General features: G+C 66.6%; 10 protein-coding genes and 1 pseudogene. 6 read left to right on the top strand and 5 right to left on the bottom strand.

Annotated elements, in window-relative coordinates; genetic code table 11:
* Nucleotides 1–141 precede the first annotated feature (141 nt).
* A complete protein-coding gene (locus ACI780_RS20875) occupies nt 142–1,362 on the bottom strand; it encodes a hypothetical protein (protein WP_457005485.1) in 1,221 nt (406 codons plus the stop codon).
* Nucleotides 1,359–4,127 (bottom strand): AAA family ATPase, encoded by a 2,769-nt coding sequence (locus ACI780_RS20880; protein ID WP_457005487.1) that lies wholly within the window; start codon nt 4,125–4,127, stop codon nt 1,359–1,361. Before ACI780_RS20880 ends, ACI780_RS20875 begins: the two co-directional genes overlap by 4 nt.
* A 1,211-nt stretch (nt 4,128–5,338) precedes the next feature.
* Between ACI780_RS20880 and ACI780_RS20885 the strand changes: the two genes are divergently transcribed.
* On the top strand, nt 5,339–7,585 hold the full coding sequence (locus tag ACI780_RS20885) for a hypothetical protein (protein WP_457005489.1): 2,247 nt from the start codon (nt 5,339–5,341) through the stop codon (nt 7,583–7,585).
* A 617-nt stretch (nt 7,586–8,202) separates the two neighbouring features.
* On the opposite strand, the gene ACI780_RS20890 is transcribed toward ACI780_RS20885, so the two are convergent.
* Nucleotides 8,203–8,523 (bottom strand): hypothetical protein, encoded by a 321-nt coding sequence (locus ACI780_RS20890; protein WP_457005491.1) that lies wholly within the window; start codon nt 8,521–8,523, stop codon nt 8,203–8,205.
* 222 nt (nt 8,524–8,745) lie between these two features.
* On the opposite strand from ACI780_RS20890, the gene fxsT reads away from it, so the two are divergent.
* From fxsT to ACI780_RS20915, 5 genes are all read left to right on the top strand, one after another.
* Nucleotides 8,746–11,925 (top strand): FxSxx-COOH system tetratricopeptide repeat protein, encoded by a 3,180-nt coding sequence (gene fxsT / locus ACI780_RS20895; RefSeq protein WP_457005493.1) that lies wholly within the window; start codon nt 8,746–8,748, stop codon nt 11,923–11,925.
* A 642-nt stretch (nt 11,926–12,567) separates the two neighbouring features.
* Nucleotides 12,568–13,230 carry a DUF6308 family protein gene (locus ACI780_RS20900; protein WP_457005495.1) on the top strand — a complete coding sequence of 221 codons (663 nt, stop codon included), beginning with the start codon at nt 12,568–12,570 and terminating at the stop codon, nt 13,228–13,230.
* Nucleotides 13,231–13,793: 563 nt separating this feature from the next.
* Entirely contained in the window at nt 13,794–14,228 is a 435-nt protein-coding gene (locus tag ACI780_RS20905; protein WP_457005497.1) for a hypothetical protein, read from the top strand.
* Nucleotides 14,229–14,399: 171 nt separating this feature from the next.
* The gene (locus ACI780_RS20910) at nt 14,400–14,921 is read left to right on the top strand and encodes a hypothetical protein (protein WP_457005499.1); all 522 of its coding nucleotides are present in this window, start codon (nt 14,400–14,402) and stop codon (nt 14,919–14,921) included.
* Between the two features lie 821 nt (nt 14,922–15,742).
* Nucleotides 15,743–16,099, top strand: a complete 357-nt coding sequence (locus ACI780_RS20915; protein ID WP_457005501.1) for a histone-like nucleoid-structuring protein Lsr2 — start codon at nt 15,743–15,745, stop codon at nt 16,097–16,099.
* Nucleotides 16,100–16,136: 37 nt separating this feature from the next.
* Here the strand turns inward: ACI780_RS20915 and ACI780_RS20920 are convergent, their stop codons facing one another.
* Both ACI780_RS20920 and ACI780_RS20925 read right to left on the bottom strand, forming a co-directional pair.
* Nucleotides 16,137–16,637, bottom strand: coding sequence for a hypothetical protein (locus ACI780_RS20920; RefSeq protein ID WP_457005503.1), 501 nt, complete (start codon nt 16,635–16,637; stop codon nt 16,137–16,139).
* Nucleotides 16,638–16,786: 149 nt separating this feature from the next.
* Nucleotides 16,787–17,570: pseudogene (locus tag ACI780_RS20925) on the bottom strand (IS5 family transposase); the annotation flags it as partial.
* Nucleotides 17,571–17,652 lie beyond the last annotated feature (82 nt).

Raw genomic sequence — 17,652 nt, forward strand, 5'->3', positions numbered from 1 at the left:
TCACCGACGGTGCCGAAAACATCCCCGATCTCCATGTCTGGCACTACGGCTGCCCGGACAGGACGGCGCTGTCTCGCCGGGCGCGTTGGCGGCCCGCTGATGGCAGGTTGGCAGCCGTCCCGAGAGACGGCGGAGTCGCCCTCAGGCGATGACTGCCGCCAATGCGGAGCCGACATGCTCCGGGGTGCACAGCAGCACCTCGCTGCCGGGCTCGGGAACCAAGCCCTCGCCCCAGGCCAGCCCTAGCCCGTAAGGCGCCTGGCTTGACAGTGACGGCTCGAAGGCACGGCGATAGCCGAGCAGGTCGAACAGGGCCTGACGTGCAGCATGCCGAACACCGCCGGTCTCGCTGAGCTTGCACTCCACCAACAGCAGTCGTTCCTGGCCCGATATGTCGAACCAGCGCAGCACCATGTCAGGACGCAGCGGGACCTGACTCGGGAAGCCATGTGCCAGGAGCACCTGGCCGTAGATCGATGCCGCCGTAAGAGAGGTGGGCACGGCTTGATAGCGAAGCTCCAGCGACCTGCCGTCGGCTCGTCGGGCCCGGACGAGGAGGGTTCCCTGGAAGAGCCGTATTGCGGAGGTGTGCCAGCCGAGCTCGTTGAGCGCGTCGATGACGCCGAACAAGCAGAGCAGCTCAAACAGCGTGCCTTCGGATGCGGAGACGAGGGCAAGCCGCTCGACGGCCTCCCGCACCGCCTCCCGGTCCAGTTCCTTCACCAGTGACTGGTAGCGGTCATGCGCGGCGATGACCGAGGCGTACCTGACGCGTGCCCGGCCTGAGCGGACTCGCATGACTTCGCGAGGGGTGAGGGGATCGCGTTCGACCGTCTGCAGCAGCCGGCTCTGATGCCAGTACTCGGCTGTGTCCATGCGGGCGTCGATGAGCCGCGCAAGCTCGGCTCTGCCCGTGGTGTTCTCCCAGCCGGTGCTTCGTGCCAGCACGACGATGGCGTCCAGCAGGTGGACGAGCATCTGGTTTTCGGGTGTCTGATACACCCGGCGCGCCGGCGCGGTGATCCAGAGTCCGGGGGAGGCTCCCGCTGCCCGCATGGCGAGGGTGCGGTTCCACATGACCGGCCCGCGCAGGCGCTCGTGGCTCCATTCCTCCTCGCGGTTACTCGAGGTCGTCAGGCGCCGAAGGAGGGCCGGGACGTCGGTCAGGAACTGCTCGACTTCGGAGCTGAGCAGAAAGTGGATGGTGCCGAGCCGGGTGACGTCTTCTGCGGGCCAGCCCAGGAGAGCAGCCGCGGTGATCAGGGCGTCGTCCTCGAACCGGGCGGACGGTGTGACGTAGCGCCAGATCCGGCTGCCGATCTCTGAGATCCTTGTGGCTCGCTGCCAAGGGAGGTCTCTCACGCTTCTGCACCGTCTGGCTCGGGCGGGAATTCGCCCTCGCTGGATGGCGGCGCCTCCGCGACCGTGACTCCCAGGACGTCCCTGAGCGTTGCGCGTAGCCGGGGCCGGAGTTCGGTGCCGACCAGGGGCGCGATCAGCCTGTAGAGCCGCTGGCCGGTCTTGTTGTCGATGCCCTCGAACTGGGGGAGGAGGTAGCTGTAGAAGAGCTGGTAGGCGAGCCGGTCACGTGCGAAGCCAGGCTTCTCGGCGGCGAAGCGGGCCATATCGATAAAGACGGCCGGGCCGACGTCCTTGATTGCGCGAACCGCAAGAAGGCTCGCCAGGGTATCCCGCACATCGGCGGCCAGGCTGTCCTCCAAGTCTTCGACGTACGGCTCCCACAGGGTCTTGAAGACCTGCTCCTCTGGTGCGGGAACCTCCACGAAGGCGAACCTGCGCATGAGCGCGAACGACATCTCGAAGAGCAGCGACTTGTCGAACACGTTCATCGTCGCAACAATTCGCCAGTCCGCCGGTATGCGGATCAGCTTGTAGTCCTTGTCGCTGTAGGTCACATCATCGTGCCTAACGAGGGCGATCGGCTTGTGGATCGTCTCGTCCTCGTATGGCAGGGCGACGCTCTGACCCGAGAGCACGGTGAACAGCTGACCGAAGGCCCGGTCAAAGTTCGACCGGTTCAGCTCGTCGATGACGAGCCACTTGTTCTCCACGGCCGAGGTGAGGAAGTGCCCGGGCCGGAACACCAGCTGACCGGAGCTCGCCGAAGGGGCCAGCCCGCCGATCGTCTCGTACGTCGTCCAGTCGGCGGTCGCCGTGGTGAGGGTGTGGCCGGCGCAGAGGCCCGCGCGCCGCGCTACCTGCGCGGTTACCTCGGCAAGGGTGGTCTTGGCGGTGCCGGGCGGCCCGGTGAGGATCACATGCTTGCCGCTTCGCAGTGCTGCCACGAGGGCCTGATACACGCCGCGGTCGATGCGCAGCCCCCTTCCTAGGGCAGCGGCCTCCAGAGCAGCGGCAGTCAGCTCCGCCGTAGCGCCCGAAGCCGCCGGGCTGCCCGAGCCCAGGGCGATGATGTGCTCGAACTGCTCCCTCGTAATCTCGGCGATCCCGTGCTGAAAGCTCCACGGCGACGGGGCATACACCGTCCTCGGAACCGGAGACGGGAAGGGCATGTAGCCCTCCAGAACGGCCCCCCACTGTCTCTTGCCGTCCTCGCCTGGCTCCCTCTCAAGCACCTCGGAGACACGGCCGCTGCCGATGAAACAGCTTGGATGCGCGGGCGTTCCGCGGCCGGACTGGTAGTAGATGAACTGCCCCTGACCGGCGCTTAGCAGGCGATTCCTGCCGGGCACGTCCGCGTCGAAGCCAAGGCGTTCCCCTAGGCGGTCGCCGTACTGTTCATTGTGCTGGTCCGCTCCGGTGACAAGGATGAAGTAGCGGTCATCAGAGGCGGCCGCGACGCCATCTCCACGAGCTGCGGTCTCGTTGACCAGAAATATCGAGCTCTGCCCCGCAAAGTTCAGCGCCTTACCCGAGGAAGCGAGGACGAGGTCGCCGGTCGCCGTGTCCGGGAGGTGGGTGAAGTTGGCGAGCCGCAGCCACAGGTGATGCGTCGTCTGAGCTTCGTAGTATCCGGGGACGAGGGCCGGATCGATGGCCGACTTGTCGGTCTCCACCTGCTGCAGGTCGGTCCTCCATACCTCACCGGGCCTGTACAGGTACACATGCGTAGCGCGCCCGGCCTGCATCTGATTGCGAAGTCGCTTCAGATTGACGGCTGAGATCGCCGCACGGGCCGGGTCACCGATCTTTCCCCACCAGACCGAGCCCTCCCGGTCGGCCACGGCGCGGTGCTCAGCGACCGTGCTGGGGTTCTGCGACGGTTGCCAGCGAAGCAGCACATGTAAGTCCGGCTGGCCCGTGGCCGAGGCAAGCAATCTGTCAAGACCAGCAGATTCCGGGACGACCAGGCTGAGCGCCTCGCGCAATTCCTCATGGCGCTCGGAGGGAAAGTGGACCTGCAGGATCTCGTTGATCGCCTCTGCGGCCAGCGTGTCATCGGTCCATAAGGCCCGATCGGTCAGGTCGTCAAACCCACCCCGGACGTTGTGAGTACGCAGCTGCTGGATGGCTGGCGGCGACGTGTGTGTGAAGTCCAGCTCGCCGTCCGCCCCGAGCGTCCACACGCCGGAGGACTTGAGACGCCAGAAGGGCTCCTGTGCCTCAATATCGGGGCTCAGTAAGGAGAACTGCCTGATGAGTGAGCGCAGGCCACCTTCAACCTGCGAGTACGTCACCCACCGCTTAGCCGTCCCCTTTGCGTAGCCAGCCAGTACCAGCGCCAGCAGGAGGGGCTTGTGCGGAGCCCGGACGTCTCCTTCCTGATACACGCGCAGCTCCCGGATGGCGTCCAGGAGCCGTTCCCGGGCCTGCCCAAGTTGAGGTTCGCTCATCAACCTGGACTCCCACGTGACGCCGGCCAGATCTTCGTCGGCGACCACCAGCCGGTACGGAGCGGACTCGAACCGGATGCCGTCCACCAGGTGGCCCACCAACGCGTAGGCGAACCGCAGGACCACAACCTCACCTGTCAGGCCTTGCCGGCTGAGCTCGCCCCACAGGTGCTCGACCTCCCAGCGGGAGACGGCCGAGTCGTCGTCACGCCCCCTTGGGAGCTCTGACCGCCGACGGATCTCGTCTTCGTTGACGGCGGTGATCAGGTTGGCTGTGCCGCGGCTGAGTGTGGGCAGGGGAGTCTGCGTCTCCATCAGCCGCAAAGCTCGAGCGCGGATCTCTGACCAGACGTCCTCAGCCGTTCGCGTCAACACCTCACGATGCTCTCAAAGGAGGTCGAATAGCCCGCCACGCATCGCCGGGCGGGCGGGCGGCATCCGCTTGAGTCGCGTGAGAGGGGTACTGGGCTACTGGTATTCAGACTCGTTCGTCGGCAGCCTCTGCCTCACTGGGCCCGATGAAGAATGCCCGCGCCGCCCCGATCGACCCCTTCTTCGCCCCCGGAACAGCGGGTTCATCCGAGACGAGGCGCCAACCCAGCCGGGCAGGATCCTGCCCGACAACGAGGTATGGCTCCGGTCCGGCGCAGCCAAAGCCGACGTACAACCAGAAGTCCCCGCCTAGCCCTCTGGCCGCGGTCAGCTGGCGCTCCTTCATCGTATGCCGGACGCGTGCGCTCGGCGCCTGGTCTTGACCTCGATGACCCGGTCGATTGACCCGTCCGCCCGGTAGGAGACGTAGTCGGCGCTCATCCGTGGTGCCGTCCTGCCGTCGGTGTGGGCAGCCGTCCAGTCGCCAAGGCCAGGGGTGGTGGGGTCCCACCCGAGTTCGATACTCCGCAGGGTCCGTCCCTGGGACGCCTCGTACGACCGGACGAGGTCGCGGCCGATCGCCTGCTGTCGTCCGGTGGTCGCTGAGAGCACCCGAGCAGGACATCACCGAGGTCCGACGAGACCGCGGTCGGACAGGTGCATCAGCCCGCCGCCGGCCTGGCTCGGTCTCGCGCTGGGCCATCGTGTGTTGTGTCCATCCGCGGTAATCGTTCGCGTGGTCTCGCTGACCATCACACGATGGCCCCTCGATGATGATCACCCACGCGCTCGGTGACCTGGACTTGCACCACCAACGGGAGCGTCACCGATTCAGTCCCTGTGCGGCGGTGCTCCGATGAGCGCAGGGCATCCGGTGACAGTCGGGTGACGACGCGGTGACGATGCGGACGTAGCGTCGCCAGCGGCGCGCCGATCCGGGTGTGTGACAAGGCCGAGCGGAGTGGTGATGGTCCGTGACTCCAGGTCCGCCTTCTGAGCGTGGCCCCGAGGATCGTGATGAGGAAGCCTCTGCCACTCCCCGGGAGCAGACGGCCAGTGGTCCTCTCGGACAGCGGGCCGCGTGGCGTCGTGTGCCCGTTGTCGCAGGAGCAGCCGCCGTCCCTTTTGGAGTAGTCGGCACCTTCGCCCTCTGGGTGGGTCTCCTGGACACCATGTCCGCCGCTGGCCTTCGGTACAAGTTGATCGGTCTCGCGTTCACCGTCCTCGGAATACTCCTGCTCACCGGGTGCGCGGTGCTTCTGCGGGAGCCGTGGCGGTGGAAAGCGGGGCGAGTCGCGGCGGTCGCCGCAGGCATCGCCGGCGCGCTTGTTGGTGGCTATCTGCTTCTGATGCAGTACCGGGCACCTGCCCAGGCGCCGAGTCGACTGCCACCGCTCCCGGCATGGGCTCCATGGGCCAGCATCGTCGTTGCCTCCGTAGCAGGAGCGATCCTCGGATGGCGGAGCACCAAGGATTACGCCGACGAACAGGTTACCTGGACTGCGCTGGGTAGACGCCTGGTCGCCGGAGGCCTGTCCGTTACCGTGCTCTTCAGTGGAGTGCACTGGTGGTACACGCAGCAGTACCAGCCTGGAATGAGCGCGGCGGTACTCACGGTCACGACCGAGTTACAGCCGGCGGCGAGTTCGAGCGACACGTCGAGCCCGTACCTTTTTGAGGGCACCATCACGGTAAGGAATGTCAGTGCCGTAAAGGTCTTGATTGTCGCCTCCCTCTACCAGGTAGCGAAGGTGACCCATGTTCCTCGGGCTCAATCCGCAGGAATCAACGCAGTTGACGCGGAGCGGCAGGCGATGGCTTGCTTCTTTGAGGAAATCGCGCCCGTGACGACGCCGGAGTGCAACGAGTCCGGTATTCGTGAGTACGGCGAGTCCAGCGCCGAGGATCCGAGGGCCTCGAGCGATCCTCTAAGCTCCCGCACCAGCCAAATCGCGGCGATCCAGATTCTCCAGCTGGGCCAGATCGTCGGGGACGGCTCCTGGCTCGAGCCCCAGGAGGAGTTTGAGCACAACGTGCTCGTTCATGTCCCGACGGAGCAAGCGGGGGCGAGTCGGCCGGATGAATTGAGGACACTGGAGCTATCGGCTCTACTGACTGTTGCCGAGGGATCCCGTCTTGCTCTCGAGCCGGTTCCGAGCCACGGGCCAGAGATGGTTACCGAGGCCCTCATGAGCAACGAGGAATACCGTGACTACACGCAAGCCCAGAGGGATGTTATGGACCCCGAGAGGGTGGCAGCGGCCGAAATCGATGGAACTGAGGAGGTGGGTTCGGAAACCGTAGAAGTGAGTGCGAAGGAGCGAGTGGCGTACTTTCAGAGGCTCACAATGTCGACGCCTCACGACGAAGCGTCCCTTGGGTTGTCGGCGCCTGAAATTGCACCACGCCCCTACCCGCACCGCTACACCGTGGTCGAGTGGCCGATCTCCGACCTGAGCACCGTCCACCGACTTGTCTCGGGTTCTCAGGTCGTCAACACGGTCCGAGTGCTCAGTATGCGCACGTACAACCCCCTGGCACCGGGTGCGGCGCTCGCCGGCCCGCACTTCTCGGCCCTCATGGAATATGAACTCATCGACTTGGTCACGTGCATCAATCCCGCCGGCACCTTGGCGGGCCAGGACCGCGACTCGGAGATCCGCCGTGACCCGACCACCGTTTGTCCGGGGATGTGGTACTCCCTCGCGGATAAGCACGGTGCTGTAGCGAACGACTACGAGCGCCAATACCAGGAAAAAGCCGACTACGGGGCGGACATGGCGCAGTTTTATGGGCTCTCCCGCACCGGGGCCTCAGACGAGGTCCCGCTTACGACCGTCGAGGAGGCTGCAGCATTCACGGTGCCGGCCCCGCCGCAAGTTCACCCGTTGACCAGCCCCGCCTTCCAGCTGTGTAAACCTGCGCTCGAGTGGGCTGACACGTTGATGGGCTTTTACGTCGACGACCCGCAGGGAGTGAACGACATGAAGGGGGCGTTCCTCCGGCACCAGGTCGAGATGCAGGGTTCCGACGACGACCAAGTGCCCGACGGGCCGACTCTCGCGGACGGCGTGGCGGCGGCTGACGCCTTCGGCGTCTACGTCGACTTCACGGACACCGTGCTCGCCGACTGCAGCGCCATCGAGGTGACCGAGGGGACACCCGCGGCCGACTGCACCGGGGCCGCCGATGCCTGGATCAGCGCTCTCCGCTACGCGCGGGACCTGAGCGAGGCCATGCGAACACACCTGGCGGTCATGCAGCAGCTGGAGCGCGAGGAGATCAGCGCGCAGGAGGCCGCGAGACTGGGGAGACCCTCGCTCGAGGCCGGAGCCGCCGCGTCCAGCGGATTCGACCAGGCCGTCGCGAACGCCCAGGGACGGGTGGCCGGCTGCCGCTGAGGGTCGTGCGAGTGTGGCTCGGCCCCTGACTCCGGGACCTGCGCAGCCGGCGGCGGGTGCCCGGAAAGCACCCGCCACCTTGCCCCGCACAGGGTCGTCCCGTCCGTGCCCGGGGACCGCGCATCGGTGGTGCGAGCGATCCCGTCCAGGACCCGCGGAGGAGACCCTGGAAGGAGCGGCGACCGGGTAGCTCCCGGCGGCGCGGCAGCACTCAGCCAGGGCCACACGAAGTGGCATGTGTAGCCGTACGGGTACTTCTGCAGGTGGTCCTGGTGCTCCTCGGCCTCCCAGAACGGGCCTGCTGCCGTCACCTCGGCGACGACCTTGCCGGGCCACAGCCCGGACGCGTCGACGTCGGCGCAACCGGCTGAGCATGGGCCTTCGGTTCATGTCTGCCGAGTCGCTCAATCTGCAATTCCTGCGAGTGGGGCGGTACTGGGCCGCAAGTGCATGATTGCGGCCCAGTGCCGCCCTGGGGTGGTGTGATGCTCAGCGCGTCGCCTCTGAGGTGTGACGCACCTGCACTGGACTACAGGCGCTGCTTGCCCCAGCACGACGCGGGGGTGCAGGCCGGAATTCAACGGCCGTCGAGGTATGCAGAAGCACGATCGGCGCTCTCAGAACGTGTCCAGCTGACCGTTCACGATGCCGATCTGCCATGCTTTCTCGTACACGGGGTTGCTCCCGAGAGGCCCCTCGAAGCCGCTTCGGTCGATGTTGGAGATGAGCTGTCCGTCCACGGTGAGCCGTAGCTTCGCCTTCCACGCGAAACCTCCTGTGTTGCGCGCGACGAAACGGACCTCGTGCTCACCATCTTCTAGATCCTGACGATGAGTCTTGGATCCATTCAGGCTCAGGGCCACCACCTCTTGTCCATCGACGTACAGGTAGCCTTCGTCATCGACCGGGCCGACCTCGGCCCGCAGCTTGGCGGTCATGGCGTCTCCTTGCCTCTGTCATGGCGGGGGGCGGCAGTAATGAGCTGGCCAGCCGGCGCTCTTTCCCGCCTTGTCTTCGAGCGCTAAGTCAAGACTGAACGGACTCTGTTGAGGATGCATATCGCCGCGGTATATCGGTGTTGACTGAAGGTATACAGTCGGTTGCGCAGCTCAGGCTGCACGGTCGTGCGACGCAGGCATGTGGCACCGGGGGAAGTGGCCATGCGATTCGGCGTTCTGGGCCCTGTCGAAATAGCCGATGGGGCGCGGCCCATAGAGCTTCGGTCGGAGAAGCGGCGCATTCTCATCGCGGTTCTGCTGTGCCATGCCAACACGGCGGTCCCAGTGGATCAGCTGATCGAGGCGCTGTGGGAGAGCAACCCCCCGCGGACGGCTGCGGACAATGTGCGGTTGCACGTGTATCACCTGCGCCGGGAGATGCGGGATGCGCAGAGAATCCGGCATCGCCCGCCGGGCTACCTCCTGACGATGCACCCCGAGGAGCTAGACGCCGAAAGTTTCACCGCACTCACGGCCGCGGGACGGGCCGCACTGGCGCGGGGTGAGGCGGCACGGGCGGCCGAGCTGCTGCGGGGTGGGCTGTCACTGTGGCGCGGGCCAGCCTTCGGCGACCTGGGCCACCTGGCCGGGCTGCGGGTGCGTGCCACCCGGCTGCAGAGGGCCCGGGAGGCCGCGCTCGAGGCCCGAGTCGAGGCGGATCTGGCTCTAGGCGAACATAGCGACCTGATCGCCGAGCTGTCTGAGCTGGTGACGCAGTTTCCGTTGCGTGAGCGTCTACGCGCACAGCTGATGCTGGCCCTCTACCGGTCCGGGCGGCAGGCCGAGGCCCTCCAGGAGTACCAAAGAACCCGACGTGACCTTGCCCAGGACCTGGGCGTGGATCCGAGCCGACCCTTGCAGGAGCTCGAGGCCGCAATCCTGGCGCACGATCCGGGACTGGATTGGACGCCACCGTCCGTAGGCTCCTCGGCCCGGGCGAATGAGCCGCGGAGACCTGGAGGGCCGACAGGAGGAGCGCCGGGTCAAGGTGCTGGCCAACTGGAGGCCTGGAACGTGCCGGGACGGAATCCGCATTTCATTGGCCGTGAGGGAGAGCTGGCCCGCCTGCATGAGCGACTGCACGCGAGCAAGAGCCTGATGGCTCAGGCGCTCTTCGGCTTGGGCGGAGTGGGGAAGACCCAGCTGGCCATTGAGTACGCGCACAGGTTCGCCGCCGACTACGACGTGGTGTGGTGGATCGACGCCGGGCAGCCGATTTTGATCCCTGAGCAGCTCGCCGGCCTCGCGACCCGGCTGAGGCTGCCGACCGGACCCACGGTGACTGACGCTGTGGACCGGCTGCTCGCCGAGCTGCGTGGCCGGAACCGCTGGCTGCTGATCTTCGACAACGCCGAACGACCGCAGGACGTCGCTGCCTATCGGCCGGATGGGAGCGGGCACCTGCTGATCACCTCCCGCTCGCCCGGCTGGGGAGCGCTCGGCGGGCGGCTGGAGGTCGACGTCCTCACGCGGGCAGAGACGGTGGCACTGCTGCAAGCCCGGATCTCGGCGCTTACTGAGGAGGCGGCCGCCGAGCTCGCCGCCGAGCTCGGCGATCTACCGCTGGCTGCTGCCCAGGCTGCCGCCTTTCTCGAGCAGACCGGTCTGCCTGCGGCGGACTATCTGCGCCGGTTCCGTACTCACCGTGCGACCTTGCTTGCTCGCGGAGAGGTGCTCGGCTATCAGGGGCGGGTTGACACCACCTGGGCCCTGTCGCTAGAGCGGCTGCGCGGCAAGGACCCGGCCGCGATTCAGCTGCTGGAACTGGCTGCCTATCTCGCCCCGGAACCTATCCCGCTGGCCTTAATCGGCAGCCACACGCAGTCCCTCGTCGAGCCGCTCCGTAGCGCCGCTGCAGATCCCGATGCTCTCGCCGACACTGTCGGAGCGCTCGTTGGCTACTCCCTGGCCCGCCGCCACCCGGACGGCTTCCAGGTTCACCGGCTCGTCCAAGCGGTGATCCGCCAGCAACTGCCTTCCGACCGGCAGCGGGTCATCGCCCAGCAGGTGGTGGCATTGCTGACCGCTGCAGCCCCAGGCGACGCAGAGAATCCGGTCAACTGGGCTCTCCATGCTCAGCTAGCTCCGCACGTGCTCACCGCTGCGCCGCTAGGGGACACCTCATCCGCCGGTCGGCAGCTTGTCCTGGAAACCGCTCGATATCTGCGCGCGAAGGGCGATAGTCCGGCCAGCCGGACCGTCTGCGAGCAGCTACTCGACCGCTGGCAATCGATGCTTGGCCCCGATCATGCCGACACCCTGACCGCTGCCAGCATTCTGACGCATTCTCTGGTCGCTGTGGGGGGAGCGGACCAGGCCCGCGTCCTGGGCAGAGACACTCTGCAGCGCTGCCGCCGGGTGCTCGGTCCGGATCACGCGACTGCCTTGCGGGCAGCCATCGCCCTTGCTTTGGCCCTGATCGGACTAGGCGAGACGGTGGCCGCCCAGCACCTTGGGGAGGACACGCTCGAGCGTTGCCGCCGGGTGCTTGGTCCGGACCATGCCACCACCCTGGAGGCGGCGGCTACCCTGACCGGCCTGCATGCCTCACTCGGTGAAGTCGAGCCGGCTCGTGCCCTGGGCGAGGACACCCTGGAGCGTTGCGGCCGGGTGCTTGGTCCGGACCATGCCACCACCCTGGAGGCGGCGGCCGCCTTGACTGGCACCCTCGCCAGGATAGGCGAGTTGGCGGCCGCCCGGCACTTGGGCGAGGACACGCTGGAGCGCTGTCGTCGGGTGGTCGGTCCGGATCACTTCCTCACCTTGTGGACGGCGGATGCATTGGCAGTCGCCCAAACCTTCATGGGTGAGGTGGAGTCGGCTCGTGTCCTGAGTGAGGACACTCTGCAGCACTGCCGTCGGCTGCATGGTCAGGACCACTTCCTCACCCTCTGGGCGGCGGCTACCTTGAGCATCGCCCTTACCGAGGCGGGCGAGGCGGAGTCAGCTCGTGTCCTGGGACAGGACACCCTGCAGCGCAGCCGCCAGCTGCTCGGCGCGAACCACGCCACCACTGTGGTAGGGGCGGTCGCCTTGATGCACGCATCTGTCCAGCTAGGTGAAGTGGCGTCAGCTCAGGTCCTCGGTGAGGACACGCTGCAGCGTGCCCGCCGGGTGTTTGGCCCCGACCACGCAATCGCCCTCTGGACTGCGGTTGCGCTCACCGAAGTCCACAAGCTGCTTGATCAGGCTGAACCGGCCCGCGCCCTTGGCGAGGACACCCTGCGACGCTGCCGGCGCGTGCTCGGCCCCAGCCATCGGATGACCGAACACCTAGAACGGGTGATCCGATACAGCAGCTCGATGCGGGGTGGCAACGACGCTGAAAGCCGACTCGACTGAGCCACTGCTGTAGTGGATCTACAGGGCCATCTTTGGCATCGAGACCGCGGCTGCCTCGAGGAGACGCCTCATGGGCCAGTCATCCGGTGCGCTACAGCCCCAACTCCTGCGCAGCACAGTCAGGAAGTCCCCCCTGCCCGCCACCGAGGCTGCAAGATCTTGCAAGTCCTGCTGGGCTCGTTGCTCGAGCTACGCCGCATACGGCACCGCGAGCTCGGCCATGCGACATCGAGGACCGGCACGGCGGAGCAGAGAAGGATTCCGGTGCACGTGCGGAACTCACCTGACCTCTTGAGCAGTTCACCCTGGGCGGGACCGCGACGCCAGGGGACCTCGCCCATCGCGCCGGTATGGCGCCGTAATGAGCTGGGAACGAAAGGTCCCGCACGCACCGGCCGCAGCCCCGGGGGTCTCAGATTAAGCATGACCCCATTCTCCAAGGACGGGCAGAAATTGATCGCACAGTTCCTCATCGACCCCTGAGCGTGAGTGGCCGCTTCAACGCAGTGCAGCGCCTGGCCAGATGATCAAACCGAGAACCTGGCATGGCCGCAGGAGCTCGGGTGTACCGGACGCGTCCCGGACACGCAGAGGACGGGGGATCACGGCCCTAGGCTTTCCCGCATGCCAGGCTGCCGGGCCGTGACAACAGTGCGCGTGGGCGGGATCCGGGTCCTTAAGGCCGAGGTGCTCGAGCATGCGCGGAGTTACCTCACCGACGGGTCCGGGTGGGGCTACCCGGCCTATGAGCGGTACGAGGCCGGACGGGCGCTGGGGCCGCTGACCGACGCCGATCTGCTGAGCCCGCCACTGCTCAACGTCCAGCACTTCGACCTGGGCGTCTACGAGAGCCTGCAAGCGGTCAGGCCACAGCTGCAGGAGTCCCTGGACCAGATCCGGCCGGCCGCCTCGATCTTCGACGCGACCGACGACGAGCGCGCGCGCGTCTGCCACATGCTCACGCTGCTCGACCGCCGCGGCATTCCCGGTGTCAAGGGCACCATCCTGTCCAAGGTGCTGCACCGCAAGCGGCCGCACCTGATTCCGCTGTGGGACCGCCACGTCGAGAACGTGTACCAGTACGGGGCGGCGCCACGGATCCCGCCGCTGCCGGGGCGGTCCTGGGGGGAGTTCTATCTCGTCTTCTCCGACGCCGTCCGGGCGGACATCGAGGCCGACCGCGGGTTCTTCGAGGACGTCGCCGCGCTTGCAGTGGATCCGCCGATCTCGCTGCTCCGCGCGGTCGACATCGTGGCCTGGTGGGCGGGACACCCGGAGCGCTGGCCTCGCCTCCGCCAGCCCTGACAGGCTCGGTGGGGCTGTCTAGCGGAGCCGCGTTGACGATGTGCCCGGCCAGGCGCCTGGGGGACTTGCGACCGCCTGCACCCCGAAAGGGGTTCGGGCGATCTGCAGGCTGAGTGTGAGCTTCGGGCAGTGCTGCGATTGGCAGCCTTCCTCCGGAAGTGGCCGCTCGGACACACGCAGCGTCGCGCGTCCGCAATCACTGAGCGTCAGATGTGTCTCGGCGGTTCCCGCTGGTACGGAGCGTGCAGAGCCCCTGGCGGGGGGACTTCGGCCCCGTCACCCTTTCAGTGGGCGGAGGTCCGTCCCGCCTGAGCGACGAAGGGGGCAACATGGCGCCAGAGACTGTCTCACACTGCGTGGTGCTGGACTTCCGAGAGGACGAAGCCGGATTCTTCTGTCTCGTTGACCACTGGGATGCTGTTGGTCCCGAGCCGCTGAGAGTCTCCTGGAGTGCCGAGCGCGCCGATGACCCGGCATATCACCCTGTGGCCGGTGGGGTGGTCTACGTTGCCGCGCCTCCTCATGCCACTGGACCCGCGCAGTATACGGCTCGTCCTCGACGAATGAGCGATCGCCTGGTGCTGTGCTGGACCGAGGGCGGACTGGCGACCGGCGCCCAGTGTGTGCTCGTTGCTCTGCTTCCCAAGGGTTTCGGCTTCGAGCGAATGGTGGACGGTCAGCAGCCGTACGAAGCGAAGATGTTCCATGGGCGCATGGCGCTTCTTTGGCCATTCGACGTCGCGGGCAGGGTGCGGATCTGCTGGAGGGTGGGCCGGGCATCTGTCAGCGAGTTGCAGTTCATCGAAACTCAGTTGAATGACTTCGCCCCGTCTTCATCGAAGCTGGTGGATGTGGGTGACGTGCCCGCCGACCAGAAGCCGATGTGGGCCGCCGCCGACTTCGCGCCCGTTGCGGAAGTCCCAGCAGAGGTCGAAGAGACGACAGAGTGGCGCCTGCTGCCCGGGCACGCAAGAAGCCAGGAAGGTGGCGCCCAGTGAGCCTCGACTGAGCTGCGGCCGCATCGCCACACGCGCCGCCAGCCTATTCGTCCTGCAGGCCGCGTCAAGGAACGGAGCGAGGAATTGCCAGATCTCTTGGGGTATGCCGGATTGACTGGCGCTTGGACTATCGTCATCATTCTCGCCTTTTTCTTGGTGCAGCGGGCGATAGTGGGCGGTGTCGAGAGGAAGTTTCAAAGTTCCCTGAACGTCTCGGAAAGGAAGGTGGAGAGCTCGCTGCGGTCATCTGAGGATACGGTCAGGAGCGAACTATCTCAGGCCGAGGCGGCGTTGGCGAGGCGCCTTGACCGGCTGATGCAGGTCGACCTCGACCTTAGAAATAAGCGCGACTCGGCGTATCGCCCACTGTGGGAGCTAGGAAAGCAACTGTCGCGCTATCCTCCCAACCCCCGTTTTACGTACAACGATGCACGAGCGCTGGCCTTAAAGCTCAAAGACTGGTACTTCTCGGACCAGGGAGGAATGTATCTCTCCCAGGAGGCGCAATTGGCCTATCGGAGACTGCAAGAGGAGCTTGCATCTGTTGCAGAGAACGATGGCCCCGGGGAGATGTGGGTTAGCGCCCAAGCGGACTACGAACGGCTATACACTGCTTTCTCCTCGCTTCGAACTGAATTGACGGTGGATCTGCAGAGCCGGGTGCGAAGCCCGCTTGACGAAGAACATCAATGAGAGGGGATTCAAGATTGGATGACTGTCGAGCTTCCTCGCTCATTGATCAGGCTGGCCCATGCGGCGGCCAATGTCCTTGACGGGCCACTTTGGGGCGCGTTCTTGAGAGCCGTCAGCGAGTAGCCTTTAAGGTGAAGAACGCTCTCGGCCGACCCGGGTAGCTCCGCTTGACCTTCCACCAGGTTCCGTTCCTCGGGCTGCCGGCCGGGGGCACGGCATTGGACTCCTCAGTGATCGTCCGCTCCGCACCACGCCTACGCTGGCCTCGGCCGCTGCGCGCCGCCCGATGCGCGTCGCAAAACCTGGCGCTCCGTATCCACGCCGACGGCCAGGCCCTCCGCGTCGATTGGAGTGTCCGGTCGCCTCGCGCGCGGACGCGGCTTCTCGCGGCAGCCCCGCATCGGACGTGACGCCGGCTCTAGGCTCTGGCGCCACCAAGTGGGAGGCGGGTTGCCAGTAGTGCCTCTGTCAGCCGAGTGGCTGTCTTCCTCTGGATTCTGGGCGGGCCCCTTTGATGGCCCTTCGTCTCGCTGGCGGTAGTGCTAGCCACGGCGACCGCGGCCGCCGGTTTGCATCACGCCACTGATTCCGGTCAGGCAAGGCAGTGTTCAATGGGAGTGCAGCCAGCCGCCGAGGCCGAGCTCGTCAGCAATTGAGTGAACGCTGGGTGACGGGACATCGCCGCAGCCTCCTAGCGCCGCTAAGGCTCTTTCAGAGCGTCGCGGGCGGCATGCATCCATTCACTCCTTGGAGGCACTATCCGAGGCTCGAGCCTATTCCCTGCGGTATTGTCGGTGCATTCACCGAATGAGGGAGTACCGATGGCGCAGCGTACCGTTATCCGTCTTGTCGACGACCTGGACGACACCGAGATCGGGCAGGATGGCGGTCAGACTGTCAACTTCGCTCTCGACGGCCGCCAGTATGAGATCGACCTGACCAACGACCACGCGAGCGAGATGCGGGCGACGCTCGACCGCTACGTCCGGGCCGCCCGGAAGGTCGGTGGCCGGCAGAACCGGGTCCGGGCCACAGCCACCGGCGCGAAGGCGGCCGCACCCGTGGACTACAGCCCGCAGGCCGTTCGCGCCTGGGCCAAGGCGAAGAAGATCGACGTCTCGCCGCGCGGCCGCATCCCGCAGAGCGTCGTCGACCAGTTCCGCGCCGCAGGCAACTGAACTGCAGTGGGGGAGGAGCCTGGCTCAGCAAGAAGCCTCATGGGAGCTGGTCGACGCCCTCCCAGGAGGCATCCAGCAGACGGTCCACATGCTCATGCGTGACCGTGGCGCCAGCGAGTAGCGCCTTGGACACTGCCGCGATGGTGGGCCAGACACGCTCCAGTTCCATCCGCCAGACCATCTCTGTCTGTCGGTTTCGTTCGGGTGCCAGCCCGGTGGCCCGCGCCTCCAGGCTGGCGGCATCGAGCACTGCCGCATCGTCCCTCTGTTCAAGCAGCACACCCAGCAGGTAGTCGTCGAACGTCAGGCCGTCGTCGTCCTCGTCCTCCAGGTCGCGGTCGCCCCACGTCCGACGGGCTTCCGCCCAGGGGCCGGCGTAGGCAACGAAGGGCCCATCCCAGGCTGCTCCCCGCCGCCAGGTCGTGCCTTCCCCGTGGCGGTCGCCGAGGCCGACGGTGATCAGCCGGGAGTCCCCGCGCATCACCGCCGCGACAGCGTGCCCGGCCTCATGCCAGGCGGCTAGTTCCCTGTCGTGCATCAAGGTCCTTGGCTCCTCATGAGGTCGAGCGGTAGTGGAGCAGCTGGCTATAGCTCTCACGGCTCGATCTTCCACCGGCTCCTGCCATCCCCGGCCGACGGACCCAGGGCTGTCGGCTCGGTCGGCAAGCTTTGGAAGACGTTGTGTGAGTTCGTCGGGAGCCTGCGAGCACAGATGAGGGTGACGGCCAGGCGGGCCAGCGCGGTGATCGTCGAGGCGCTGCGGTCGTAGCGCAGGGCCAGGCGTTTGTAGGACAGCAGCCAGCCCAGCGTGCGTTCGACGACCCAGCGGTGCCGACCCAGACGAGTGCTGGGGTCCCGGCCGAGGCGGGCGATCCGCGCGGTAATCCCGCGGCGGCGCAGGTAACGGCGGACCCGCGGGATGTCGTAGCCCTTGTCCCCGTGCAGCTTGACCGGTTTTCGTCGCGGGTGGCCGCGGCTGCCGCGGCAGATGGCCGACATGCCGTCGAGGAGGGGTGCGACGAAGAGGCTGTTGTGCCGGTTAGCACAGTTGACCAGCACGTTGAGCGGCAGTCCGTGCGCGTCGACGAGCAGGTCGTACTTGGTGCCGCGCTTGGCCAGGTCGGTGGGGTTCGCCCCGGTCAGCTCACCCCCTCTTGGCTCGGATGCTGACGCTGTCGAGGCTGGCCCGGGACCAGTCCAGCCGGCCTTGCTCGCCCACGCGGTCGAGCACGGCGGTGTGCGGCCGGTCGAAGACGCCGACGTCGGCCCATGCGTGCATCCGCCGCCAGCAGGTCCAGCCCGAGCCGTAGTCGAGCTCGACCGGCAGCTTGGCCCAGCCGAGGTCGGTGGACAGCACGAAGGCGATGCCCTCCGGCACGTCCCGATCGGAGGTGCGGGGTCGGCCGGTGCGGCCATGCACGGCCGGGTGAAGTGACCCCCGTGGGCCGGACACCTCCAGACTTGGCAGCAGCCAGGGAGGAGGCCCCGGTTGGGGAGGGTCAGCAAGTACTCCGAGGAGTTCCGCCGGCAGGCGGCGATGCTCGTCGTCGACG

It is taken from the genome of Geodermatophilus sp. SYSU D00814 (assembly GCF_054050055.1).